The sequence below is a fragment of the Streptomyces sp. NPDC043812 genome (assembly GCF_056436245.1).
This window is the reverse complement of record NZ_JBWKCY010000002.1, coordinates 498,583-522,711: the sequence shown is the minus strand read 5'-3', so window position 1 is coordinate 522,711 and position 24,129 is coordinate 498,583. Positions and strand designations below refer to the sequence as shown.

Genomic DNA, 24,129 nt, shown 5'->3' with positions numbered 1-24,129 from the left:
GCGGCCCCGGTCCGTGACGGTCAGTCGTCGAGTACCGAGAGATCCTGCTCTGCCTGCGGCACCGCCACCGTCCCGCGGTCGTCCGGCAGGTTCTGCACGGTGAACATCGGAATGCCGTCATCCGCGATCTCCAGCATCCGCGACGCGTGCACCGGACCACCGGACACGGTTTCGACGGTCAGCGCGTACGAGCCCTTCAGCCCGGCCGGCACCGGCGGAGTGATCGCCAGCGTCGTACCGGCCTTCACCTTGTAGGTCTTGGCAACCCGCTCGCCCGCCCCCGTGCCTGCCGATGCGGTCACTCTCACCTCGGCCGCCCCTCCCGGCGCGGCGAGCGAAAGCACCGCCCCCTTGGCCCGGTTGTCGGCAACGGACGACCGCTCACCCACCGGCGCGGCGGCGGGGATGAACGCGGTCTCCTTCTTCGCGCCCTTTCCGCGCACCACGCGCAGCCCAGCCACGACAGGGGTGCCCCGGCCGCTCTGGGCAGGGCTGAGGATCAGCGAACCGGCTTCGCCCTTGGTGATGTCCGCGAGATCGACACTCGCCGTCATCCCGGACTTCACATGCAGGGTCTCGTGCCCGGCGGGGGTGATCGTGCCGGTCGCGCCCGCGAGTTGGATCTTCAGGTCGGCGTCGTCCTCGCCCGGCGCGAAGGCCACCAGCTGCACCGACGTGGCGTCCGACGGGACACCCGGCAGCACCGCCGTCGGCGCCGCGTCCGCGGACGCGGCGAGCCAGTCGCTTCCCTCGGTCTCGTCGGCGGCGCGAACGACCGCGCCCACGCGGCCCGTACGGGTGGTGACATGGACCGTGACGTCCTCCGCCTTGTCGGCGGTGAGGGTTGAGAGCAGTACGGGAACGCTGGAGCCGGCCGGCACCGGAATGCCGTCCGTCAGCGTGCTCTTGAGCACGCCGTCCTTGCCGTGGATCTCGATGTCGACGAGGGCGCTGCTGTCGTCCGGGTTGGTGAGGTGCACGTAGTCCTGACGGCCCTCCGCGAGCGAGGCGCCCGGGAACCAGAGGTCGGTGTCGGGTGCGGTGCAGCTGACACCGAGCAGCCCGCGGCCGCTGCCGGCCGCGATCGCCGTCGTCTGCTGGGCGGTCCAGCCGGGCGCCAGCAAACCGGTGGCCGTGCCGACAAGGGCAGGGGCGTCCCCGCCGTTCGCCTCGGCCGAGACGGGTTTGCCGGGCTCCTTCAGGGCGACAACGGCCTTGTCGGGGACGGGCTTCTTCTTGTCGCTGCCGGCCTTGCCCTTCTTCGCCTTGTCGCCGTCCTTGGCCGTGGCGGCGTCCGGGTCCGCCAACACGGATGCGGTGGCCCGCAGTTCGGCCGCATCCGGCTCCGCGTCGTCGCCCTTCCGGCTCTCGCCCTTCTCCCCCGCAGGGGTGAAGGACGTGTACTGCGTCTCCGCGAGCTCGGAGCTTCCCGGCGCCGGGCACAGCAGGCTGGAGCGCTCGACGGGCAGCCGCACCGCCGCCTTGTCCTGCGTCGCGTCACCACCGCCCGGGGCGATCAGCGAGGCGAACCCGGTGACAGCGGCGAGGGCGGTGGCGGCCGCGATCAGGGAGATGGTCGTGCGGTTCACTCTGACTCGCCTCGCGTCGTGCCGGGGGCCTGGGCCGGCGGCTCCGGGTACGGGCCGCCGTCGGGGTACTGATCGCCGTATCCGTAGGAGTCGTAGCCACTACCGTCCTGCGGGTACTGCGTGTTGTCGTAGGGCGCAGCCTGGTACGGATCGCCCTGGTAGCCCTGTTGCGGGTACTGCGCGCTGTCGTAGGGCTGTTCGGCGCCGTAGGGCTGTTCGGCGCCGTAGGGCTGCTCCGCGGGGTACGGCTGATCCGTGGCGTAAGGCTGCTCCGCGGCGTACCGACCGCCCTGGTACTGCTCGCCGCCGTACCCGTAGCCGCCGTCCGAGTAGTCGGCGCGGCCGTCCCAATCGCCGTACTGCTGTTGGGGCACGGAGGCGTACTGCGCGGCCTGTTCGTCCTCGGATGCGGCGAAGGCGTCCTGGGATCCGGGCTGTTGGGCGTACGGATCGGGGTCGGGCGCGCTCTCCTGCGTCGCCGCCTCCGCGTCGGCCTGTGCACGCAGTCTGCGGGCCCGGCGTCCCTCGCCCGCCTCCGGCTGCACCGGCACGACGGCCTCCGCCTCCGGCAGGTCGTCGTCGATCTCGCGCCGCCGGCCGGGCAGCGCGAGCACCACCAGGACGAGCGCGAGGAACGCCTGCGCCCAGATCCACCCGGTGTGGGTGGCCGGGTCCTCGTAGGTCAGGTCCAGCCGACCGCCGTCTGCGGGCAGTTCGAAGCCCTGCGCCCAGCCGTCGACGGTCGTCTTCGGCAGCGTCCGGCCGTCCAGAGTGGCCTGCCAGCCGTCGGCGGCGTTGTCCGCGATGCGCAGGGTGCGGCCGGCAGCGCCCGCCGGGATCTCGGCGTGCGCCTCGACGGCGTCGGAGGCGACGGGCAACGGGTCGCCCGTGCCGCTGACGATCGTGGCGCGGGCGACCTGGCGGTCGACCCGCCACAGGGCACTGCCGTCGAGCTGGCTGAGGCGGCTCAGTCCGGGGGTGGCGTCGAGGACGCGGCTGGTCTGGCGGGGCACTCCGTCGCGCACCAGGACGTAGCGGATCGCGTAGCCGCTGAGCTGGTTGGTCTGGTCGGCGCCGGAGCCCGCGACCAGATTGGCGACGACCTTGTCGAGACGGGCGTCGCTGCCGCCGGACTCGGCGAGCTCGGCGTCACCGAGCCGCCCGCCGGAGCCGCGGACCAGGGTGTAGGAGACCTTGGCGGCCGAGGTGCCGCCGAGGACGAGGGTGCGGGGCTGGTCGCGGGTGACGCTCTCCTCCGCGACGAATGCGGGCACCTGGACGGGGTCGCGGCGCGTGAGCGGGCCGGCCGCGCCGTCGATCATCCAGTTCGCCGCGGCGACGACGGGTGCCAGCGCGGCGGCGAACGCGACGAGGACGGCCACGGGCTGGCGCCAGCCGAAGTTCTGGGCGGCGACGCGCGTGCGGCCGCCCTCGGCGCCCAGCACGGCCGCGGACAGCAGCGCGATGCCGTAGACGAGCGTGGCGGGCCCGGCCCAGCCGGAGCCGTTGGTCAGGGCCGCGAAGAAGAGCGCCACGAGGGCGACGGCCCAGGATGCGCGGATCGCGAACTGCCGCTCTCCCCGCAGCAGGGCGGCGAGCGCGGCGAGCACGACGCCGAGCATCAGGATCCCGCTGACGGCACCGGAGCCGCCGGGGCTGGAGCCGAGCAGGTCGAGCGCGTCGGCCGAACCGCTGCCGTAGGCGAGGCCGGCCTCACGGAAGAACCCCGAGGGTCCGGTGAGCAGCGACAGCGACCAGGGCGCGAGGACGAGGACCGGGGTGCCGACGGCCGCGAGGAATCGCAGCGCGTAGGCGGTGATGTCGTCGCGGCGCAGGACGAGGACCGCGATGCCGGTGACCACGGCCAGCAGCCAGACGACGGGGGTGAACGCCATGGCGAACGTGAGCAGCAGGGCGTACGCCCAGGTGGCCCGCCAGCTGCCGCGTGCGGAGCCCTTGGCCCGCAGCCCGTGCGCGGCGACGGCGGCACGGGCGAGGAGCGGCAGCACGATCGCGAGGACCGCGGTACCGAGACGGCCGGTGGCGAGCGCGCCGGTGGCGGCGGGCAGGAAGGCGTACGCGATGCTCGCCCAGGCGCGCAGCAGCCGGGACCCGACGACGGGCCGGGAGGCGAAGTACGCGGTGAGGCCGGCGAGCGGGACCGAGCAGACCAGCAGCACGGTCAGCGCGAGGCCGGTGGAGCCGAGGAACAGTGCGGACAGGACCGCGAGCACGGCGAGGTACGGGGGCGCCGTCTGGGTGCCGCCCGTGCCGACTGCGTGCCAGCTGTCGGCGTAACGGCTCCACAGCTCGGAGATGTCGTCGGGCGCGGGCAGCAGGGCGCCGCCCGCGAGCGCACCGCCGCCGAACAGTCCGCGGCAGGCGACCAGGGAGACGAGGAGCAGGACGGCGAAGAGGACCGGCCCCGGCTTGCGGGCGATCTTCTTCAGCCGGGCGAACTGCTCGATCTCCAGGAACTCGGCGTCGTCGCCGCCCGGCCCGGACTCGACGGCGCCGTGCCGTGAGCCGCCGGAGTCGGCGTCCGAGCCGCCGACGTTGGACACGACCTGCTCGACGGTGGCACGGACGGTCGCGCCGGGCGGCGGGAACAGCGGCCGCAGCTCTCTCGCGTCGACCGCGCGCCGGGATCGTCTGCGGCGGCCCGCCAGAATGCGCTCGGGCCGCAGCAGTACGCCGAAGAGCCCCATGACCTCGTCGACGGCCTGTCCGGGCACCTTGCCGACGAGATAGGCGAGGGTGCGCAGCAGGGTGCCGAGGACGACACGCAGCAGGACCCAGGGCAGCGCGACGCCCCGCGCGTTGGTCAGCAGGGTGTAGACGGCACCCGCCTTGTCGACCCGGTGCGGGCTGGCGACGGAGCGGCCGGCGCAGTCGACCGTACGCCGCTCGCGTGCGGCGGCCTCAGCGTGCCGCAGGACGGCGTCGGGGGCGACGAGGACCCGGTGACCGGCGGAGTGGGCGCGCCAGCACAGGTCGACGTCGTCACGCATGAGCGGCAGCCTGCGGTCGAAGCCGCCGAGCTCCTCGTAGACGTCGCGGCGGATGAGCATTCCGGCGGAGGAGACGGACAGCACGGAGCGGACCTGGTCGTGCTGGCCCTGGTCCTGCTCGCGACGGTCCAGTCCGGTCCAGCGGCGGCCGCTGTTGGCGATGGAGACGCCCGTCTCGAGGAGCTGCTTGCGGTCGTACCAGCCGCGCAGCTTGGGGCCGACGATCGCGGCGTAGGAGTCGGAGTCGGCGACGCGCAGGAGTTCGGCGAGCGCGGTGGGCTCGGGCGCGCAGTCGTCGTGGAGGAGCCACAGCCACTGGACGGGTTCGCCGTGCGGCAGTTCCGGCATGTCGTAGGTCTCGTCGCGCCAGGTCCTGGTGACCGGGTCCCAGCCGCTGGGCCGCTTCAGATAGGGCAGGTCGTCGGGGGTCAGCTCGCTCGCGGTGCGGGCGGCCTCGTCGACGGCCGTGCCGAAGCCGGTGCGGCGCGCGAGATGCAGAACTCGTTCGGCCCCGAGGGCGTCGGTGAGCAGCTGGGCCGACTCGTCGGCGCTGCCGGTGTCGGCGGCCACGGCGTTCTGAACGGGGCGTTCCTGGCCGGTCAGGCCGGCGAGGGCGTCGGGCAGCCAGCGCGCGCCGTCGTGGGAGACGAGCACGGCGGTGACGACGTGCCGGGGGAACTCGGGCGCATGCGCCGGAACGAACGCGGCTGTGGTGGGGGACATCGAGGTACGGGCCCTCCGGCCGGGGGGTCGCCCCGAAGGGGCGTTGGTGCGTCACGGACGGGGCCCCACACTAACGGCTGACATACGAGCGGTCCGCCGCCTGTGTACAAGACTCAGGCGGCGGACCGTTGGTTATGTCTGCAGTTGTACTTTTTCGCCGGACAGGGGCCCGGGAAGCGTTCCGGTTGGTGTTCCGCACGGGATGCGGGCGGGGCCGTCAGACCGCGGCCTTCTTGAGCCGGCGCCGCTCCCGTTCGGAGAGGCCGCCCCAGATACCGAAGCGCTCATCGTTGTTGAGGGCGTACTCGAGACATTCGGAGCGGACCTCGCACGCGAGGCAGACCTTCTTGGCCTCCCGGGTGGAACCGCCCTTCTCGGGGAAGAAGGACTCGGGATCGGTCTGGGCGCACAACGCGCGCTCCTGCCAGCCGAGTTCCTCGTCCGCGTCCTCGACCAGCAGTTGTTGGAACAGCTCGGTCATGTGCGCCCCTCGTCTGTCTTTGCGTCCCCGTGATGTTGCCGCGATCGTTTTCGGCCGAACGACACGAGTGAAATTACAAGTGTGTGCTCCAGACCCGTCAAGCCAAGATCTGCTATTGGGCCCGGTATTCACTCTGCGGAACCAAGGCTATGCGGAAAGTGTTCAAATCACCAAAAACCTGACACATGCCAGCGGCCTGCTCCGCACACCCCTCCCCCACGAACCCCACGCGGGCCTCACAGAGGGAGACGTCACAAACATCGATCCTGTTGCGATCAAGCCATCGAAGCGATCCGGATCACAGTACGGTCACGGCGGATCAACAGCGTTTGTGAGCACGGTTGCTGGCGCATCTCTCCCAGGTCGCGGCTGCACAAACCTTTCTCCGTTCGGGGTAACCGGAAGTAGTGAAACATTGCCGCCAAATCGGTCATTGGGTTGACAGTCGGGAAGGGGAACCGTCACCTTTGATCCCATGCCAGCGACCTCAGCACCCCTCGCGACCCGCCACCGCGGGTTCCGCAGTGCTGTCCAGGCGCGCTGTTGCTGTTGCTGTTCCAGCTGTTGATGCCACCGAGCTCCAGCTTCTTCTCGCATTCCCCGCATGCCTGCATCGCCCGCACTGCCTGCTCTGCGACACCCCAGCACTCAGCGCCGAGGAACCCCCGCACCATGAACAGCGACAGCGACCTCTCGATCGCCGGCGACATTCTCGCCGTACAGCACCTGCTCCAGCCCGCCCGTGAGCACCCGGCCACCGTGGCCGAGTTCGCCGGCCTCGCCCGCTCCATCGCCGCCGACCGCGCGCGCTGGCAGCACCTCGTCCAGTACGACGCCACCTCGCGCTGGTACCACCGGCTGCAGACCGGCCCCGGCTACGAGGTCTGGCTGCTCAGCTGGGTCCCCGGCCAGGGCAGCGGACTGCACGGGCACGGAGCGTCCTCCGGTGTCCTCACCGTCCTCGAGGGCGCACTGACCGAGCGCACCGAACGCGGTCAGCGGGCGCTGGACGCCGGCTCCCAGCGCGTCTTCGCACCCGGCTACGCGCACGAGGTGACCAACGACTCCCTCGAACCGGCCGTCAGCCTGCACGTCTACTACCCGGGTCTGACCGAGATGCCGATGCACAGCGCCGTGCACTGCACACAGGAGACCGGCGCCGTACCGGCCTGACCGTCCGGCCACTGCGCTGACACGAGGTCAACCCCGTCACAGGCGCCTGCAAGGATGGGTGCATGCGCATTGTGGTTCTGGCCGGCGGTATCGGCGGCGCCCGTTTCCTCCGCGGCCTCAAGCAGGCTGCCCCCGAGGCGGACGTCACGGTGATCGGCAACACCGGTGACGACATCCATCTGTTCGGGCTGAAGGTGTGCCCCGACCTCGACACCGTGATGTACACCCTCGGCGGTGGCATCGACGAAGAGCAGGGCTGGGGGCGTGCGGACGAGACGTTCCAGGTCAAGAGCGAACTGGCGGCGTACGGCGTCGGACCCGAATGGTTCGGGCTCGGCGACCGCGACTTCGCCACCCATATCGTCCGCACCCAGATGCTCGGCGCCGGCTATCCGCTCAGCGCGGTGACCGAGGCGCTGTGCGACCGGTGGAACCCCGGCGTACGGCTGCTGCCGATGTCCGACGACCGGGTCGAGACACATGTCGCCGTCACGCTCGACGGCGAGCGCAAGGTCGTCCACTTCCAGGAGTACTGGGTGAAGCTGCGGGCGTCCGTGGCCGCCGAGGCCGTCGTGCCGGTCGGCGCGGACCAGGCCAAGCCCGCGCCCGGCGTCCTGGAGGCCATCGCCTCCGCCGATGTGATCCTCTTCCCGCCGTCCAACCCCGTCGTCAGCATCGGCACGATCCTGGCCGTCCCGGGAATCCGCGAGGCCGTCGCCGAGGCCGGCGTGCCGGTCGTCGGTCTCTCCCCCATCGTCGGGAACGCGCCCGTGCGCGGCATGGCCGACAAGGTCCTCGCGGCCGTCGGCGTGGAGGCGACCGCCGCCGCCGTGGCGGCGCACTACGGCTCCGGGCTCCTCGACGGCTGGCTCGTCGACAGCGTCGACGAGGCCGCCGTCGCCGATGTCGAAGCGGCGGGCATCCGCTGCCGCGCTGTGCCGCTGATGATGACGGACGTGGCCGCGACGGCGGAGATGGCCCGTGCGGCGCTGGCGCTTGCCGGGGAGGTCCGCGCGTGACCGCGGCGTCGTACCGTGTCTGGGCGCTGCCCGGCCTCGGCGAGATCCGGCCCGGCGACGACCTCGCCAAGCTGATCGCCGCGACGACCCCCGGGCTCGTCGACGGGGATGTCCTGCTGGTCACATCGAAGATCGTCAGCAAGGCGGAGGGGCGGATCGTCGAGGCGTCGGACCGCGAGGCGGCGATCGACGCGGAGACCGTACGCGTGGTGGCGCGGCGCGGCGCGCTGCGGATCGTGGAGAACCGGCAGGGCCTCGTCATGGCCGCGGCCGGGGTCGACGCCTCCAACACCCCTGCCGGCACGGTGCTGTTGCTGCCCGAGGACCCCGACGCCTCGGCGCGGGCGATCCGTGCCGGGCTGCGGGACGAACTGGGCGTCGACATCGGGGTCGTCATCACCGACACCTTCGGCAGGCCCTGGCGGACCGGGCTGACGGACGTCGCGATCGGCGCGGCAGGTGTACGCGTCCTGGACGATCTGCGCGGCGGCACGGATGCGCACGGCAACCCGCTGAACGCGACCGTGGTCGCGACCGCCGACGAACTCGCCGCCGCGGGTGACCTGGTGAAGGGCAAGGCGAACGGCCTGCCGGTCGCGGTCGTGCGCGGACTGGCCCACGTCGTGTCCGACGAAGCCGGGGGCGCACAGGCACTGGTGCGCGGCGCCACCGACGACATGTTCCGCCTCGGCACCTCGGAGGCCGTACGGGAAGCAGTGACCCTGCGGCGCACGGTCCGGGAGTTCACGGACGAGCCGGTGGACGGGGGCGCGGTGCGGCGCGCGGTCGCGGCTGCGGTGACGGCACCCGCACCGCACCACACGACACCGTGGCGCTTCGTCCTGCTCGAATCGCCCGCGTCGCGGCTGCGCCTGCTGGACGCGATGCGGGACGCGTGGATCGCCGACCTGCGACGTGACGGCAAGTCCGAGGAGTCGATCGCGAAGCGGGTGCGCCGCGGCGACGTGCTGCGAAAGGCCCCCTATCTGGCGGTGCCCTGCCTGGTGGCGGACGGCTCGCACACCTACGGCGACGAGCGCCGGGACGCGGCGGAGCGCGAGATGTTCGTGGTCGCGGCGGGAGCGGGTGTGCAGAACTTCCTCGTGGCGCTGGCGGGCGAGCGGCTGGGCTCGGCATGGGTGTCGTCGACGATGTTCTGCCGCGACGTGGTGCGCGAGGTGCTGTCCCTGCCTGCGGACTGGGACCCGATGGGCGCGGTGGCGATCGGCCACGCGGCGGCCGCGCCTGCGGCGCGGGGGGTGCGGGAGGCGTCGGCGTTCATCGAGGTGCGGTAGGGGGTGGCGGGTGATGTGCCGGCGCCCCGCCGCGAATGCCCAGGCACCACCGCGGACTACCAGTTTGCGATGTTCACCCGGCGCATCTTCGGTTCACGGCGCGGCGGGGTGCGGCCCGCGAGGAGGATCAGACGGGCCGCCCGGTGTCGTTGACCCTCGTAGGGGGCCAGGAGCTCCAGCATCGCCGCGTCGTCCGCGTCGCGGTCGCCCGCGAGCGCGAGGCCGACGATCCGGGGCAGGTGCAGGTCTCCGACCGTCACCGCGTCGGGTGCGCCGTTGCTGCGCTGGATGGTCTCCGCGGAGGTCCACGGGCCGATGCCGGGGATCAACTCCAGCCGGGCCATGGCCTGTTCGGGCGCCATCGCCGCTGCCTCCTCCAGGCGTCGCGCCACCTTCACCGCGCGCAGGATCGTCGAGGCACGCTTGTTGTCGACACCCGCGCGGTGCCATTCCCAGGACGGGATCATCGCCCAGGTACGCGGCTCCGGCATGACGTACAGGCGGTCGTCCGGACCGGGCGCGGGTTCACCGTACGCACGCACCAGCAGGCGCCAGGCCCGGTACGCCTCGTCGGTCGTGATCTTCTGCTCGAGGATCGACGGGATCAGGGACTCCATGACCAGCCCGGTGCGCAGCAGCCGCAGGCCGGGGCGGCGGTGCCGCGAGGCGGCGACCAGCCGGTGCCGCGGGGTGAACGACTCCGGTTCGTCCGAGGCCCCGAGCAGGTCGGGCAGTCGATCGAGCAGCCACTCACCGCCCGCTCCCCACGCCTCGGCCTCCGCGACCCCGCCCCGCAGGGCGACCCGCAGGGTGCCGGGGCCCTCGGGCGTGCGTGCCGCGCGCCACACCGAACCGTCCGGGGTGGTGCGGAACGTCGGATCCGCCGGCCCCCGTCGCAGCGGCCCGAGCACCAGACCGAGGTCGAGGGGCCATGGCGGGGTCCAGCGCCGGGTGCGGGCGGCGGCAGCCTGACGCGGTATCCCGACGGGTACGCGTGTGTCGCCGCCGCGCACGGTCGCGCGGCGCACACCCGGTTCGAAACGCCCAGCCATGCGCTCAGGCTAGTCGCTACTCGTCGGACGAGAATCAGGCCAGTCGCTACTGATCGGACGAGAAGCGGACCGCGCCTGCCGGGAGCACCGCGTCGCACCAGACCCGAGCGCCCTCCCGGAGTTCGTTGTCCTCCCCCACGACCGCACCGTCGCCCACGACCACGCCGGACAGCACCGTACGGGCACCGATCCGCGCGCCTTCGCCGACGAGCGAGCCGGAGATCATCGCTCCCCGCTCCACGACCGCGCCCGCGAGGACCGCGCTGCCGTCGACATGGGCGTCCTCACCGATCACGGCGCCCTCGCCGACGACCGTGCCGCCGGTGAGCTTCGCCCCGGCCGCCACCTGCGCCGACGGGAGCACCAGCCGGTCGCCGCGCCGGCCCGGGACCGCCGGGGACGGGGCCCGGCCGAGCACCAGATCGGCCGAGCCGCGCACGAAGGCGTGCGGGGTGCCCAGGTCCAGCCAGTAAGTGGAGTCGACCATGCCCTGGAGATGGGCTCCGGAGCCGAGCAGTTCGGGGAAGGTCTCACGTTCGACGGAGACCGGGCGGCCCGTCGGGATCGCGTCGATGACCGAGCGGCGGAACACGTACGCGCCCGCGTTGATCTGGTCGGTAACGATCTCCTCGGGCGTCTGCGGCTTCTCCAGGAAGGCCGTGACGCGGCCGGTGGCATCGGTTGGCACGAGCCCGTAGGCACGCGGGTCGTCGACGCGCGTGAGGTGGAGGGAGACGTCCGCGCCGGTCGAGCGGTGGGTGTCGACCAGGCCGCCGATGTCGAGGCCGGTGAGGATGTCCCCGTTGAAGATGAGGACGGGGTCCTCGGGGCCGGACCGCAGCCGGGAGGCGACGTTGCGGATCGCGCCGCCGGTGCCGAGGGGTTCCTCCTCGGTCACGTACTCCAGGTGCAGTCCGAGCGCCGAGCCGTCGCCGAAGTACGGCTCGAAGACCTCGGCCAGATAAGAGGTCGCGAGCACGATGTGCTCGACACCCGCCGCGCGTGCGCGCGCGAGCTGATGGGTGAGGAAGGGGACACCCGCCGCCGGCACCATCGGCTTCGGGGTGCGGACGGTGAGCGGACGCAGCCGGGTGCCCTTGCCTCCGACCAGGAGAATCGCTTCTGGGGCCTGGTTCAATGCGGTCTCTGCTTCCTGGTGGGGCCGGGCACGTTCGCTGGTTGGACCGGCCAGTTTATGCAGTGCGGGTTGTGCCCCTCCCCTGCGGCGCGCGTCATGCGCCGCAGGGCGGCAGCCTGCGTACAGTTCCAGGGGCCCGGGTCAGCGGCCTTGGTAGGTGGCCGATGCCGAACGGGCGCTGCCGAGTTTGCCGTAGAGACGGCCACCGGGGCAGTCCGTGACGAATCCGTCGCGGTGACCGGAGATGGCGTTGAGTTCGACCTTCCTGCCCTTCGCGTACTTGCCGCTCCCTGCGGAGGTGAGAGTCACTTTGCCCTTCGGGTTGATCCCGTGCAGCCCGAGCTTCCACGCGGTCAACTTGGCCACGGCATCCACCGCGGCCTTCGGTGGGTTGGAGGAACTGTACGTGCCGAGCACGGCGATGCCCGTGCTGTTCGTGTTGAAACCCAGCGTGTGGGCGCCGAGCACCGGGTTGGCCACGCCTCCTGCCCGGCCTTCGTAGATGTTTCCGCACTTGTCGACGGCGAAGTTGTAGCCGATGTCCCGCCAGCCCATGCTCTTCACGTGGTAGCGGTAGATACTGCGGAGAACGGAGGGCGCCTGCTCGCACGTGTAGTTGTTGCCGGTGGCGCTGTGGTGCACGAACGCGGCCTTCACCGTCTTCGTGTAGCGGAAGGACCTCTCCCGGAGTGTCTCGTCGGCGCCCCACCCCTTGCGGGTGACGATGCCCGGTCGGGGGCCGATGTACGGCTTGGCCTTCACCGGGTCTGCGACCGGACGGCCCGGCTTCGCCGCTTCGGCTTCCGTCTGCTGCCGGTTGAGCGCGGGGGTCACCATCCCGGCTGCCGGGGGGCGGCCCTCCGCGACGGGCTTGGGGCCCGTAACTCTGGTGCCCCGGTCGTCGCCGGGGTCGACGAGTTCGAGACGCATACCCTCCGGCAGACGGCTGATCCGGTCGACGGCCTGCTGTACGCGCGCCTCGACGGCGTCGGACGCACCGACCCACAGAGGTGCGGTGGAGCCGTGCACGCCGGCCGCCTCGCTCTCGGCGGTGCCGCGGTCGGCCGCGTGATCGCTGTTGTGGGTCTCGACCTGCAGCCACTGGGACCACTCGCCGGAGTCGATGTCGCGGGTGCGGACCTCGACGGTGCCGTCCAGCTCCGCTTTCTCGTCCTCCCAGACGAGGCCGACAAGGGAGAAGTCATCCACCTCCTGGCGGGGGAGCCCTTGCGCGGCCCGGCCGAGTGACCGTTCCGAGAAGGTCTTGCCGAGTGGCTCGAGCGGGAGCGACTGGGTACTGCCGGGAACGTCCGGCGCGCGAGGGGGCACGGCGGCCGCGCCCGACGGGAGCGAGAGCGGGAGGGCGAGCGCGGCAGCGCACGCCACTCCGATCGAAGAAGCCAGGTATCCACGCATGGACAAGATCCTGTGCCGCGCACGCCGGGTGCGCCTGCTCGAAAAATGACGGTCCACCGGTCCGACCGGAGGACACCGTTCACCGGTACGGCGGCGTCCGCGCGTATGCGCGGCGTACGCTTGCGCGGGTGAACGCCAGCGACCGTACCCCTGCCGACCTGCTGCGATCCGCGCTCGCCGCGGACCCGGCGCGCCCCTTGGTCACCTTCTACGACGATGCCACCGGTGAGCGCGTCGAATTGTCCGTCGCCACCTTCGCCAATTGGGTGGCCAAGACCGCCAATCTCCTTCAGGGTGATCTGTCCGCGGAGCCGGGCGAGCGGGTCGCTCTGCTGCTTCCTGCGCACTGGCAGAGCGCGGTGTGGCTGCTGGCCTGTTCGTCGGTGGGCGTCGTGGCCGACGTCGGTGGCGATCCAGCCGCCGCCGACCACGTGGTGGCCGGGCCCGGGCAGTTCGAGGCCGGGCTCGCCTGCAAGGGCGAACGCATCGCACTCTCTCTCGCGCCGCTGGGCCGCCGGTTTCCCTCCCCTCCCGCCGGCTACGCCGACTACGCGGTCGAGGTGCCCAGCCAGGGCGACCGTTTCGCCGCCTACGCGCCCGTGGACCCGGACGCGGAGGCGCTCGCTGTCGGCGGGACGGCCCTGACCGGGGCCGAACTGGTCGAGCGGGCGCGCGCGGACGCCGGGCGGCTCGGGCTCGCGCCGGGGTCGCGGCTGCTGTCGGGGCTGGGCTACGACACCTGGGAGGGACTGTCCGCCGGGCTGTACGCACCGCTGGCGGCCGGTGGCTCCGTCGTATTGTGCCGAAACCTGGGCGAGTTGTCCGAGGACGGCCTCGCCAAGCGGATCGAGAGCGAGCGGGTCACCGGCACGGCGGTGTGAGGGGACGGCGGCGCAGGCCGGGGCAGCGGTGTGAGGGGACGGCGGCGCAGGCCGGGGCAGCGGTATGAGGGGACGGCGGCGCAGGCCGGGGCAGCGGTATGACAAGCCGTCGGCGTCCACTCATGTGGCGCACACGCGGGCCGAGCCCTCCCCGTCGGGGCGTCAACTGCGGTGGATGATCGGCGACAAGCGCGTTTCCCCACACAACCAAGCGCCAGGTTCAGCCGTCTAGCCCTGCGATCGGCGACCCAGCGCGCCGCCGACGCCATGAAGGACGGACGCACACGTGACGGACAAGGCTGGCACGCCTGCCGAACCGGACGGCCCGAGCGAGGACGGGGCCGAGCCGTCAGCGGCTGAGGCGGCTCGCGTGGGCTCCGGCGACGGCGGCCGGACGGCCGGCACGGACGCGACCGACACCGGCGCCGCCCGGGAGACGGCCACCGACGGCGCGGACGGCACGGACGGCACGGACGGCACGGACGGCACGGACGGCACGGACGGCACGGACGGCACGGACGGCACGGACGGCACGGACGGCACGGACGATGCGGACGATGCGGACGATGCGCACTCCGACACGGCGGACAGCGGGAACGACGAAGCCGACACCACACCCGACCCGAACCCCGACGCCGAGAACGACACGGACCACCCCGACGACCCGGACAACGCGCACTCCGACACGACGGACAGCGGCAACGACGAAGCCGGCGCCCCAGCCGACGCCGCGGACGCCCCGAACGACGAAGCCGGCGCCAACCACAGGCGGCACTGGCTGCGTTGGGCCGCGCTCGGCACCTCGTTCGCCGTGCTCGCCGCCGCTGGCGCCGGCTGGTGGATCTACCGCAAGCTCGATGCCAACATCACCACGGACACCTCCGCAGCCGCGGAGCTGAAGGCATACGAGAAGGAGCGCCCCACACCGCTCGCCGTCGACGCGCAGAACATCCTGCTGCTCGGCTCCGACACCCGTGAGGGCGAGGGCAACGACACCTACGGCAAGGACGAGGGCGGTAGCCAGCGCTCCGACACGACGATCCTGCTGCACATCGCGGCGGACCATCAGAGCGTCACGGCGATGTCCATCCCGCGCGATCTGATGGTCACCATTCCGAGCTGCGGCAAATCCGACGGCACCAGGACGAGGGAACAGATCGCACAGTTCAACTGGGCGTTCCAGTTCGGTGGTGCGGCCTGCACCATCCGTACCGTCGAGAAGTTCACCGGGATCCGTATCGACCACCACATGGTCGTCGACTTCCGCGGCTTCAAGGACATGGTCGACGCGGTGGACGGCGTCGAGGTGTGTCTGACCGAGCCGATCGACGACCGGGCCGCCCGCCTCAAGCTGCCGACGGGTCGGCAGACGCTGCGCGGCGAGGACGCGCTGGGCTTCGTACGGGCGAGGAAGACGCTGGGTAACGGCAGCGACACCGAACGCATAGAGCGTCAGCAGCAGTTCCTGGGCGCGCTGGTCAAGAAGGTGCAGAGCAACGGCGTTCTGCTCAATCCCACCCGGCTGTACCCGGTTCTGGACGCCGCGACCAAGTCGATCACCACGGACGAGGGGCTCGACTCACTGAAGGACCTGTACGAACTGACCCGGTCACTGCGCAATGTACCGACAGAAAAGGTGCAATTCCTGACGGTTCCGCGGCAGCCCTATCATCTCAACCCGAATCGGGACGAGCTGGTCGAACCGGAAGCCGGTGAACTCTTCGACAGGCTGCGCGAGGACACCGCGGTCACGGTCGTTCCCGAGGGCGAGAAGAAGGACAAGGACGTGACGGGCAAGCCGGAGGCGGGCGTCACCGGAAGCCCGATGCCGACCCCGACCTTCCCCGGCACCAACGCGGCCGACGGCATGTGTGAGTAGGGCTACGAGTTGAGCAGCGAGTAAAGCAATGGCCAAACAGAGACGGGTTGGTCACCTGGAATGGGTGGAATGCCCGCTTGTAAGGGGCGTGGAATTTGTCACGGACGTCGCTCGACGCTGAACTGGGCGGATAGTGTGACGCGATCCGGTGCATCCGACCCCGTGTCGCGCACTGCTGGATCGAAAGACCGAGCGCCTGTCGGGGGGAGGCGCCTCGCGTGGCACCGACGGAGGACTCAAGCAACCGTGGATGCACATAGCCGTGGGCGGGCGGACGAGATCGACCCCGCCGACCAGTGGGTACTGAACCCGCAGACCGGCGACTACGAACTGCGACTGAATCAATCCGCACCGCAGTCAGCCTCCTCCTCCAGAGCCGCGGGCGCAAGAAGGGCCCGCCGTGACCCTGAAGCCGCGAACGCCACGACGGGTACCGGGGGCGCCCGGCGCAGCAGGACGGCAGCACCGGGCTCCGATGTGCCCGGCCAGCGCAGTCGCCGGGCCGGCGATGCCTCGGGCGGCCGCGTCCCGCCCCAGGCCGGCCGCCGCAAGCGCAGGCCCGAGTCGAAGAAGAAGAAGGTCCTGGGGTGGACCGGCGGCACGCTCGCGGTGCTGCTGATCGCGACCGCGGGTGCGGGCTACCTCTACTACGAGCACCTGAACGCGAACATCACGTCGATAAACGACGACAACGCGGGCACCGGCGGCTTCAGCAAGGACCGGGCGATCAACGTCCTGCTGATCGGCACCGACAAGCGCACCGGCGCGGGCAACGAGAAGTACGGCGACAAGAACAGCCCCGGTCACGCCGACACCACCGTGCTCCTGCATGTGTCCAAGGACCGTACGAACGCGACCGCGATGAGCATTCCGCGAGACCTCATCACGGACATTCCGGACTGTCCGACCACGCAGGAGGACGGCACCACCAAGGTCATCCCGGGCACGCGAAACACCCGGTTCAACGAGAGCCTCGGACAGTCGGACCGTACGCCGAGCTGCACCATGCGGACGGTCACCGAAATCACCGGCGTGAAGATGGACCACTTCATGGTGGCCGACTTCAACGCCGTCAAGACGCTCACCTCGGCGGTCGACGGTGTGCCCATCTGCCTGGCCAAGGACATCGACGACCCGGACTCCAAGCTCGACCTGCCGGCCGGTGAGCACAACATCCAGGGCGAGGAAGCCCTTGCGTTCGTCCGTACCCGCCACGCCGTGGGTTTCGGCGGTGACCTCGACCGCATCAAGATCCAGCAGCAGTTCCTCAGTTCGCTGATGCGCAAGCTGAAGTCGAACGACACGCTCACCAGCCCCACCAAGCTGTTCAAGCTGGCGGAGGCGGGCACCAAGGCCCTGACCGTCGACTCCAAGATCAACGACATAGGAAAGCTCCGCGATCTCGGCCTCGAGCTCGGCAAGTTCGACACGAAGAACCTGACGTTCGCCACGGTCCCCGTCCTGGACAACCCGACGGAGAAGGTCAAGGCGACCGTCGTTCTCGACACACCCAAGTCCGACGCCCTGTTCGCCATGGTCCGCGACGACATCTCGCTGACCGAGGTCGAGCAGAAGAAGAAGGCGGCCAAGGACAAGCAGGCCGAGCTGCTCAAGGGCACCCGGGCCGACGCCTCCGAGGTGCGTGTCGACGTGTTCAACGGCGGTGGCCCCACGGGCTCCGCCCAGAAGACGCTGGACTGGCTGCAGAACACGGAGGGAGTTCTGAAGTCCACGAACAAGGGCAACGCTCCGGCCGACGTCACCAAGACACAGCTGGAGTACGCGCCGAACCAGGCCGACCAGGCCCGCAAGCTCGCGGATCTGATGGGCCTGCCTGCCTCGGCGCTGAAGCCCGGCGCGGAGGACGCCCAGGGACTGGAAGCGATGACGCTGACCCTCGGCGCCGATTTCAAGGGCGCGGGAGTGCCCATCAGCGGTCCGGCGAAGGCGCCGGAAGGTGTGCAGAAGGTCGAGGCGGACAAACAAGTGTGCGCCAAGTGACGCCGGAGATCGGCTCTTGGGGAGAGCCTGAACACAGGGGGTTCTAGGGGTGGGACACAGCAGCGTGCGTGGGGAGGGGACGCGGCGACAACGCGTACCGCACGCCCGCGATCTGGGCTGGGACGACGGGCTGTACGGCGAGGAGGCCGGGCGTGTGCCCGGCAGCCGTACCGCCCCGGACGACGAGCCGACCGGATCGGGTGGAAAGGACACGGCGGCGGAGGGCTCAGGCTCCCGTCACGGAGCGCCGCGCCGCCGCGCGAAACGCGGCAGACGCCGGATACTGCGCTGGTTGGCACTCACGGTCTCCGTGGTGATACTCGGCACGGCCGGGGCGGGATACCTGTACTACCAGCACCTCAACAGCAACATCCGCAAGGGCGAACGCAGTTCGGCCGACGGAGGACCGACGAAGGCCGCGCCGAACGCCGCGGGCCAGACACCGCTCAACGTCCTGCTCATCGGCTCCGACAGCAGGAACACCGCCGAGAACCTGAAGCTCGGCGGCTCGAAGAAGAATGTCGGCTCGCCGCCGCTCGCGGACGTGCAGATGCTGCTGCACGTATCGGCCGACCGAAAGAACGCCTCGGTGGTCTCCATCCCCCGCGACACCAAGGTCGACGTGCCCAAGTGCACCGACCCCAAGACCGGGGACGAGTTCGCCGCGACCAGGGTTCTGATCAACGCGACCCTCGCACGCGGCGGTCCCGGCTGCACCCTCGCCACCTGGCAGGAACTCACCGGCGTCTACATCGACCACTGGATGATGGTCGACTTCGCGGGCGTGGTGGACATGGCGGACGCGATCGGCGGCGCCGAGGTCTGCGTCCTGCAGAACGTGTACGACGGTCCGAAGCCGGGGGTGCCCGGCGGCTCCGGGCTGCGGATGACCGCGGGCAGCAAGGAGATCCAGGGCGAGCAGGCCCTGCAGTGGCTGCGCACCCGCCATGCCTTCGGCAGCGACTTCGGTCGCTCGGAGGCCCAGCACATGTACATGAACTCGGTCGTCCGCAAGCTGAAGGACCAGAACGCGTTCACGGACACCGGCCGGCTGATGGACCTGGCCGAGACCGCGACCAAGTCGCTGCAGGTCTCCGAGGAGATCGGCACGGTCAAGAAGCTGTTCGACCTGGGCATGACTCTCAAGGACGTGCCGACCAGCCGGATCGCGATGCTCACCATGCCGCGCATCCCTGACCCGGACAATCCGGACAACCACGTCCTGCCCGAGCCGGGTGAGGCGGAGAAGCTCTGGCAGCTGCTGCGCGACGACGTACCCGTCGACGGCAAGGCGGCGACCTCCAAGCCCACGTCGGCACCCGCACCCAAGGACCCGGCCGCCGACCGCGCCGAGATCGGCGTCATGGTCCGCAACGGCACCGGTGTCGGCCAGGCCGCCACACAGGGCCGGGCCAATGCGGTCGCGGGTCTGCTGGCGGAGGAGGGCTTCACGCTGGCCGACGCGGACAGGACGCTCGATCCGCAGGAGCGCACCCGGATCCTCTTCCCGAGCGCGGACCTCGAAGGCGACGCGCACTCCGTCGCCAAGGCGATGGGGGTGCCCACCAGCGCGGTGAAGAAGTCGACGGACGTCTCCGGCGTCACGCTGGTCGTCGGGGCGGACTGGCGGTCCGGGGACACGTTCCCCAAGGCCGCGCCTGCCGCGGGACCGCCGAAGAACACCGAGACGGTCATGGGCGACAACAAGGACGCCTGCATGGAGATCTACGCGCCGTACCGTTTCACCTGAGCATCCGCGGAAACGACGGCCGGCCCGCCCCGGGAAGGGGGCGGGCCGGCCGTCCCGTTACGGGACGGAGGGTCAGACGGTCGCGGTCTTCGCGGCGGGCCGGCGGCTCGCGATGACCTTCCTCGCCAGCGAACGCGGGCTCGTCAGGAAGCCGTATCCCCACGACATGTGCATCGTGGCGAGCGCGACGGGGATCTGCAGACGCGCCTTCAGCGGCAGCCCCTTGCCCGCGGGCACGGAACCGGCCGTGATCGCCGCGAGGTAGCCGCCGGGCACGACGAGTGCCCAAGGGGTCAGGGCGACACCCGCCACGATGCCCGCGGCGATGGCGCACACGGCGGTCGGCGGGGCCAGGTAGCGCAGGTTGATCGAGCCGGCGTGGTAACGCGCGACGACATGGCGCCAGCGGCCGTAGTCCTTGTACTGCTTGGCGAGCGCGCGCACGGACGGCCGCGGGCGGTACTGCACCTTCAGCTCCGGCGAGAACCAGATCAGCCCGCCGGCCTCGCGGATACGGAAGTTCAGCTCCCAGTCCTGGGCACGGATGAACTCCACGTTGTACCCGCCCTGCTGCTCCAGGGCCTCGCGGCGGAAGACACCGAGGTAGACCGTCTCGGCCGGGCCCGCCTCGCCGCCGGTGTGGAAGGCCGCGTTGCCCACGCCGACCTTCGAGGTCATGGCGGCGGCGACCGCGTCCTCCCAGGCGTTCTCGCCCTCGGCATGCATGATGCCGCCGACGTTCTGCGCGCCGGTCTCCTCCAGCAGGCGGACCGCGGTCGCGATGTAGTTCGGCGAGAGCATGCCGTGGCCGTCGACGCGCACCACGATCGGGTGACGCGAGGCCTTGATGGCAGCGTTCAGCGCGGCCGGGGTGCGGCCGGTCGGGTTCGGCACGGTGTGGACCCTCGGGTCCTCCCGTACGAGCTCGGCGGCGATCTCGTCGGTGCGGTCCGAGGACGGCCCGAGCGCGATCACCACCTCCATCTCGCCGTCGTACTCCTGCTCGAGGATGTGACGGACCGAGTTGCGCAGATGCCGCTCCTCGTTGAGGACCGGCATGATCACGGAGACAGCGGGCGTGGCGTTCATCGCCCGCCACGTTACCGCGAACGGGGGACACCCAGGCGCGGCGGCCGTTGTCGCAGATCGGACGGGCCTACGGTGCTCGGCATCCCCTGTCGTCCGCGGAGGTGTTCCCTTGCCCCCACCGCCCCGCCCCCGCCGCCCGGCCCCGCCCCAGCCGCGGCCGGTCAGACGGCGGCCGGGAACGCGGCCCGCCCCACGGGTGCCGCAACGGCCGCGCTGGGGCATGCGGATCGTGACATCTCTCTCGTTGCTGGTGCTCGGCGTCGGCGGGATCGGGCACGGCGTGGTCACCGGCCTGGACACCGGCATCGACCGGGTCGACCCGTTCCGCGACATGAAGAACCGCCCCGGGGACACCCACGGCATGAACATCCTCGTCGTCGGCACCGACGGCCGGGACAAGATCACCTCTGCGGAGAAGAAGAGGTACAGGCTCGGCGGCACCGGCTGCCGCTGCACCGACACGATCATGCTGGTGCACATCTCGGAGGACCGGGAGCGAGCCAGCGTGGTGAGCCTGCCGCGGGACAGCTACGCCGAGATCCCCGAGTACACGGACGCCAAGGGGAAGCTCCGCAAGACGCACCCGGTGAAGCTGAACGCCGCGTTCTCGGAGGGCGGCCCGGGGCTGACCGTACGGACCGTGGAACACATGACCAAGGTGAAGATCGATCACTATCTGGAGATCGACTTCACCAGCTTCATGCGGACCGTGGACGTGGTCGGCGGGGTGGAGATCTGCACGGTCCGGCCCATGAAGGACTCGTACACCGGACTGGACCTGCCGGTGGGCACGCACAAGCTCAACGGCGGCCAGGCCCTGCAGTACGTCCGCTCGCGCCATATCGACGGGGCGGCCGACCTCGGGCGGATGCAGCGTCAGCAGCGGTTCCTGGCTGCCCTCGTCGACCGCGCGACCAGCAGCGGGGTGCTGCTGAATCCGGTGAAGTTCCGCGAGGTGTCGACGACCATGCTGGATTCGGTGCGGGCCGACAAGGGGTTCGGCACCCAGCAGATGCTCGCGCTCGGCAAGGCGATGCGGCGCTTCACCACCGCCTCCTCGGAGTTCACCTCGGTGCCCATCGGCGACGTCGGCCATCCGGTGAAGGGCATCGGCTCCACCGTGAAGTGGGACACGGCGAAGTCCGACAAGCTCTTCCAGCTGCTGCGGGACGACAAGCCGCTGGCGCCGCACCACCCGAAGCGGCCGCGGGCCACGCTCGTCGACGTGGCGCCGCAGCAGGTCCGTGTGCAGGTCTACAACGGCACCCGCACCGACGGGCTCGGCGACCGGGTGGACAAGGCCCTGAGCGCCACCGGATTCCGCACCACGCAGACCCCGCTGAACGGCGGCAACGGCACGGTGCGGCGCACCTATGTGACGTACGACCCACGTTGGGACCGCTCGGCGAAGTCGCTGCAGGCGGCCCTGCCGGGCTGCGAGATGCGGCCCGTGAACAAGCAGGGGCCGACGCTGAAAGTGATGGTCGGGTCCGACTACAAGGGCGTGACGCCGGTGCGGGCGGAGGATCCGCACCGCGGCGAGTTCGGCGCGGTCACGGGCGACCAGGTCGTCTGCCCGTAGGAAGGGCAGTGCTCAGTCCCCCATGCCCTCCGCGGCACGCTTCTCGCGCAGTTCCTTGATCGCGCGCCGCCTCGCCAGCCGGTGCGTGCGCCGGATCTGGGCCTCCTGGTAGCGCCGCTGGTCCCGCTCGGTCTCCGGCATCACTTGCGGCACCTGACGCGGCTTGCCGTCCGCGTCGACCGCGGCGAAGACGAGATACGCGGAGCCGACCTGCTGCGCGGGCGTCGACTCGTTCCAGCGTTCCGCCATGACGCGCACGCCGACCTCCATAGAGGACCGGCCCGTCCAGTTGACCTGAGCCTTCACATGCACGAGATCGCCGACCCTGACCGGCTCCAGGAACACCATCTCGTCCATGGAGGCGGTGACCGCCGGGCCGCCGGAGTGCCGGCCCGCGACGGCGCCCGCGGCATCGTCCACCAGTTTCATGATCACGCCACCGTGCACGGTGCCCAGAAGATTCGTGTCACTGCCGGTCATGATGTGGCTGAGGGTGGTACGTGATGCCGAAGTGGGCTTGCCCGGAATTTCAGCCTCCGGGCGCTGGGCCTGATCTGTCATGCCGTCCACCATATGCCGGGGCCCCGAGGCGGTCGCATTGCATCAGGTTCGCTACAGGGCTGGTGTGATTCGCCACCCGCTCTGTCGGCGCGAGGGTCCACACCTGCACACTGTTCCGCATGAACGACTGGCCCGATGGATGGACCGACGACGGCGGCAACGGACGAGGCTACGGGCGCGGCAGCGCCGGTGGGCAGCCCGAGGGTGCGCGCGTGATGCGTCACGTCCAGCGCCCGGCTGCTCCTCAGCACGGCGGGGTGCCCCCTCAGCAGCGCGGCTACGACCAGGGCTACGCCGAGCCCGGGTACGACAGCGGCTACAACACGGGCCAGGTCTACGGCGGCGGACAGGGCGGGCACGGCGGCATCCCGCCGCAGGGCGGCGACCCCTACCGGTACCCGGCACCCGCGCCCGACTGGCGGCGCCGGTTCAAGATCGGCTCGATCATCGTGCTCGTCGCGGTGCTCGCGACGACGATCGGCACGTACTTCTGGGCCGACTCCAAGGTCCGGCGCGAGGTGGACCTCTCCAAGGTCGTCGAGCGCCCCCAGGAGGGCGACTGCACGACGTATCTGATCGTCGGCTCGGACAGCCGTGAGGGCATGTCCGCCGAGGAGAAGAAGAAGCTGCACACCGGTTCCGCCGAGGGCAAGCGCACCGACTCGATGATGATCCTCGCCGCGTGCGGCAGCGGGAACACGATGGTGTCGCTCCCCCGCGACTCGGACGTCGAGATACCCACCTTCGTGGGCTCCGAGTCGGGCAAGACGTTCCAGGGCACGGGCCGCCGGGTGAAGCTCAACGCCGCGTACGCCGAGGACGGACCCGAGCTGCTGGTCCGCACGGTCGAGCACAACACCGGCCTGCGCATCGACCACTACGCGGAGATCGGCTTCGCCGGCTTCGCGAACATCGTGGACGCGCTCGGCGGTGTCGAGATGAACATCGAGAAGGGCTTCAAGGACAAGAAGTCGGGCGCCGACTTCGAGGCCGGCAAGCAGACCCTCGACGGCGAGCAGGCACTGGCCTTCGTCCGCACGCGGTACGCGTTCGCGGAGTCGGACCTGGCGCGCACGAAGAACCAGCAGAAGTTCCTGTCGGCGCTGGCGAGCCAGGCGGCGACGCCGGGCACGATCCTCAACCCGTTCAAGCTGTACCCGACGATGGGCGCCGGCCTGGACACCCTGATCGTCGACAAGGACATGTCCCTGTGGGACCTGGGCGAGATGTTCTTCGCGATGAAGGGCGTCACGGACGGCGAGGGCACTTCGCTGAACATGCCGACGTCGGGCAGCAACGGCGGGAACCTGGTCTGGGACAAGACGAAGGTGCAGCAGTTGGTGAAGCAGATCCAGAACGACGAGAAGGTCACCGTCTCGGACAAGTGACGTCCTCACGTCCACGTGAAGGGCCCGCCGCGCCAGGAGCGCCGGCGGGCCCTTCCGCGTGGCGAACGCGTACACCCCGTCCGGTGGTGCCGGAATCCCGG

At 70.8% G+C, this 24,129-nt stretch carries 17 protein-coding genes; 9 read left to right on the top strand and 8 right to left on the bottom strand.

Going from position 1 to position 24,129, the window contains the following annotated elements:
* Nucleotides 1-20: 20 nt before the first annotated feature.
* The 3 genes from AC067Z_RS05030 to AC067Z_RS05020 form a co-directional block, all read right to left on the bottom strand.
* The gene (locus AC067Z_RS05030) at nt 21-1,589 is read right to left on the bottom strand and encodes a DUF5719 family protein (protein WP_478788024.1); all 1,569 of its coding nucleotides are present in this window, start codon (nt 1,587-1,589) and stop codon (nt 21-23) included.
* On the bottom strand, nt 1,586-5,323 hold the full coding sequence (locus AC067Z_RS05025) for a glycosyltransferase family 2 protein (protein WP_478788023.1): 3,738 nt from the start codon (nt 5,321-5,323) through the stop codon (nt 1,586-1,588). The genes AC067Z_RS05030 and AC067Z_RS05025 overlap by 4 nt, the downstream gene beginning before the upstream one ends.
* 217 nt (nt 5,324-5,540) lie before the next feature.
* A complete protein-coding gene (locus AC067Z_RS05020; RefSeq protein ID WP_018846780.1) occupies nt 5,541-5,804 on the bottom strand; it encodes a WhiB family transcriptional regulator in 264 nt (87 codons plus the stop codon).
* A gap of 672 nt (nt 5,805-6,476) precedes the next feature.
* Between AC067Z_RS05020 and AC067Z_RS05015 the strand changes: the two genes are divergently transcribed.
* The 3 genes from AC067Z_RS05015 to AC067Z_RS05005 all read left to right on the top strand — a co-directional run bounded on the left by AC067Z_RS05015 (nt 6,477) and on the right by AC067Z_RS05005 (nt 9,291).
* Complete coding sequence (locus tag AC067Z_RS05015) at nt 6,477-6,977, top strand: cysteine dioxygenase (protein WP_478788022.1); 501 nt, start codon at nt 6,477-6,479, stop codon at nt 6,975-6,977.
* A 62-nt stretch (nt 6,978-7,039) separates the two neighbouring features.
* Nucleotides 7,040-7,996: a 2-phospho-L-lactate transferase gene (gene cofD, locus AC067Z_RS05010; RefSeq protein WP_478788021.1), complete on the top strand. Its 957-nt coding sequence runs from the start codon at nt 7,040-7,042 to the stop codon at nt 7,994-7,996.
* Complete coding sequence (locus tag AC067Z_RS05005; RefSeq protein WP_478788020.1) at nt 7,993-9,291, top strand: coenzyme F420-0:L-glutamate ligase; 1,299 nt, start codon at nt 7,993-7,995, stop codon at nt 9,289-9,291. The genes cofD and AC067Z_RS05005 overlap by 4 nt, the downstream gene beginning before the upstream one ends.
* 56 nt (nt 9,292-9,347) lie before the next feature.
* Here AC067Z_RS05005 and AC067Z_RS05000 read toward each other — a convergent pair whose 3' ends face one another.
* From AC067Z_RS05000 to AC067Z_RS04990, 3 genes are all read right to left on the bottom strand, one after another.
* The gene (locus tag AC067Z_RS05000) at nt 9,348-10,343 is read right to left on the bottom strand and encodes a DNA-3-methyladenine glycosylase family protein (RefSeq protein WP_478788019.1); all 996 of its coding nucleotides are present in this window, start codon (nt 10,341-10,343) and stop codon (nt 9,348-9,350) included.
* Nucleotides 10,344-10,389: 46 nt separating this feature from the next.
* Complete coding sequence (gene manB / locus AC067Z_RS04995) at nt 10,390-11,481, bottom strand: mannose-1-phosphate guanylyltransferase (RefSeq protein WP_478788018.1); 1,092 nt, start codon at nt 11,479-11,481, stop codon at nt 10,390-10,392.
* Nucleotides 11,482-11,622: 141 nt separating this feature from the next.
* The gene (locus tag AC067Z_RS04990; RefSeq protein ID WP_478788017.1) at nt 11,623-12,897 is read right to left on the bottom strand and encodes a peptidoglycan recognition protein family protein; all 1,275 of its coding nucleotides are present in this window, start codon (nt 12,895-12,897) and stop codon (nt 11,623-11,625) included.
* A gap of 128 nt (nt 12,898-13,025) precedes the next feature.
* Here AC067Z_RS04990 and AC067Z_RS04985 point away from each other — a divergent pair, with 128 nt between their 5' ends.
* From AC067Z_RS04985 to AC067Z_RS04970, 4 genes are all read left to right on the top strand, one after another.
* Entirely contained in the window at nt 13,026-13,778 is a 753-nt protein-coding gene (locus tag AC067Z_RS04985) for a TIGR03089 family protein (RefSeq protein ID WP_478788016.1), read from the top strand.
* Nucleotides 13,779-14,064: 286 nt separating this feature from the next.
* A complete protein-coding gene (locus AC067Z_RS04980) occupies nt 14,065-15,657 on the top strand; it encodes an LCP family protein (protein ID WP_478788015.1) in 1,593 nt (530 codons plus the stop codon).
* 246 nt (nt 15,658-15,903) lie between these two features.
* Entirely contained in the window at nt 15,904-17,658 is a 1,755-nt protein-coding gene (locus AC067Z_RS04975) for an LCP family protein (protein WP_478788014.1), read from the top strand.
* Nucleotides 17,659-17,707: 49 nt separating this feature from the next.
* A complete protein-coding gene (locus AC067Z_RS04970; protein ID WP_478788013.1) occupies nt 17,708-19,408 on the top strand; it encodes an LCP family protein in 1,701 nt (566 codons plus the stop codon).
* A gap of 72 nt (nt 19,409-19,480) precedes the next feature.
* Here the strand turns inward: AC067Z_RS04970 and AC067Z_RS04965 are convergent, their stop codons facing one another.
* Nucleotides 19,481-20,497: a glycosyltransferase family 2 protein gene (locus AC067Z_RS04965; protein ID WP_478788012.1), complete on the bottom strand. Its 1,017-nt coding sequence runs from the start codon at nt 20,495-20,497 to the stop codon at nt 19,481-19,483.
* Between the two features lie 109 nt (nt 20,498-20,606).
* Here AC067Z_RS04965 and AC067Z_RS04960 point away from each other — a divergent pair, with 109 nt between their 5' ends.
* Nucleotides 20,607-22,079, top strand: a complete 1,473-nt coding sequence (locus tag AC067Z_RS04960) for an LCP family protein (RefSeq protein ID WP_478788011.1) — start codon at nt 20,607-20,609, stop codon at nt 22,077-22,079.
* Nucleotides 22,080-22,091: 12 nt separating this feature from the next.
* On the opposite strand, the gene AC067Z_RS04955 is transcribed toward AC067Z_RS04960, so the two are convergent.
* A complete protein-coding gene (locus AC067Z_RS04955; protein ID WP_478788010.1) occupies nt 22,092-22,640 on the bottom strand; it encodes an acyl-CoA thioesterase in 549 nt (182 codons plus the stop codon).
* Between the two features lie 119 nt (nt 22,641-22,759).
* Here AC067Z_RS04955 and AC067Z_RS04950 point away from each other — a divergent pair, with 119 nt between their 5' ends.
* Nucleotides 22,760-24,028, top strand: coding sequence for an LCP family protein (locus AC067Z_RS04950; protein ID WP_478788009.1), 1,269 nt, complete (start codon nt 22,760-22,762; stop codon nt 24,026-24,028).
* Nucleotides 24,029-24,129 lie beyond the last annotated feature (101 nt).

What these genes read in the sequence shown, in the direction of transcription:
- AC067Z_RS05025 (WP_478788023.1), bottom strand. Translation starts at nt 5,323, where the DNA reads ATGTCCCCCACCACAGCCGCGTTCGTTCCGGCGCATGCGCCCGAGTTC.
- AC067Z_RS05020 (WP_018846780.1), bottom strand. Translation starts at nt 5,804, where the DNA reads ATGACCGAGCTGTTCCAACAACTGCTGGTCGAGGACGCGGACGAGGAA.
- AC067Z_RS05015 (WP_478788022.1), top strand. Translation starts at nt 6,477, where the DNA reads ATGAACAGCGACAGCGACCTCTCGATCGCCGGCGACATTCTCGCCGTA.
- cofD (WP_478788021.1), top strand. Translation starts at nt 7,040, where the DNA reads ATGCGCATTGTGGTTCTGGCCGGCGGTATCGGCGGCGCCCGTTTCCTC.
- AC067Z_RS05000 (WP_478788019.1), bottom strand. Translation starts at nt 10,343, where the DNA reads ATGGCTGGGCGTTTCGAACCGGGTGTGCGCCGCGCGACCGTGCGCGGC.
- AC067Z_RS04990 (WP_478788017.1), bottom strand. Translation starts at nt 12,897, where the DNA reads ATGCGTGGATACCTGGCTTCTTCGATCGGAGTGGCGTGCGCTGCCGCG.
- AC067Z_RS04965 (WP_478788012.1), bottom strand. Translation starts at nt 20,497, where the DNA reads ATGAACGCCACGCCCGCTGTCTCCGTGATCATGCCGGTCCTCAACGAG.
- AC067Z_RS04955 (WP_478788010.1), bottom strand. Translation starts at nt 22,640, where the DNA reads ATGACAGATCAGGCCCAGCGCCCGGAGGCTGAAATTCCGGGCAAGCCC.
- AC067Z_RS04950 (WP_478788009.1), top strand. Translation starts at nt 22,760, where the DNA reads ATGAACGACTGGCCCGATGGATGGACCGACGACGGCGGCAACGGACGA.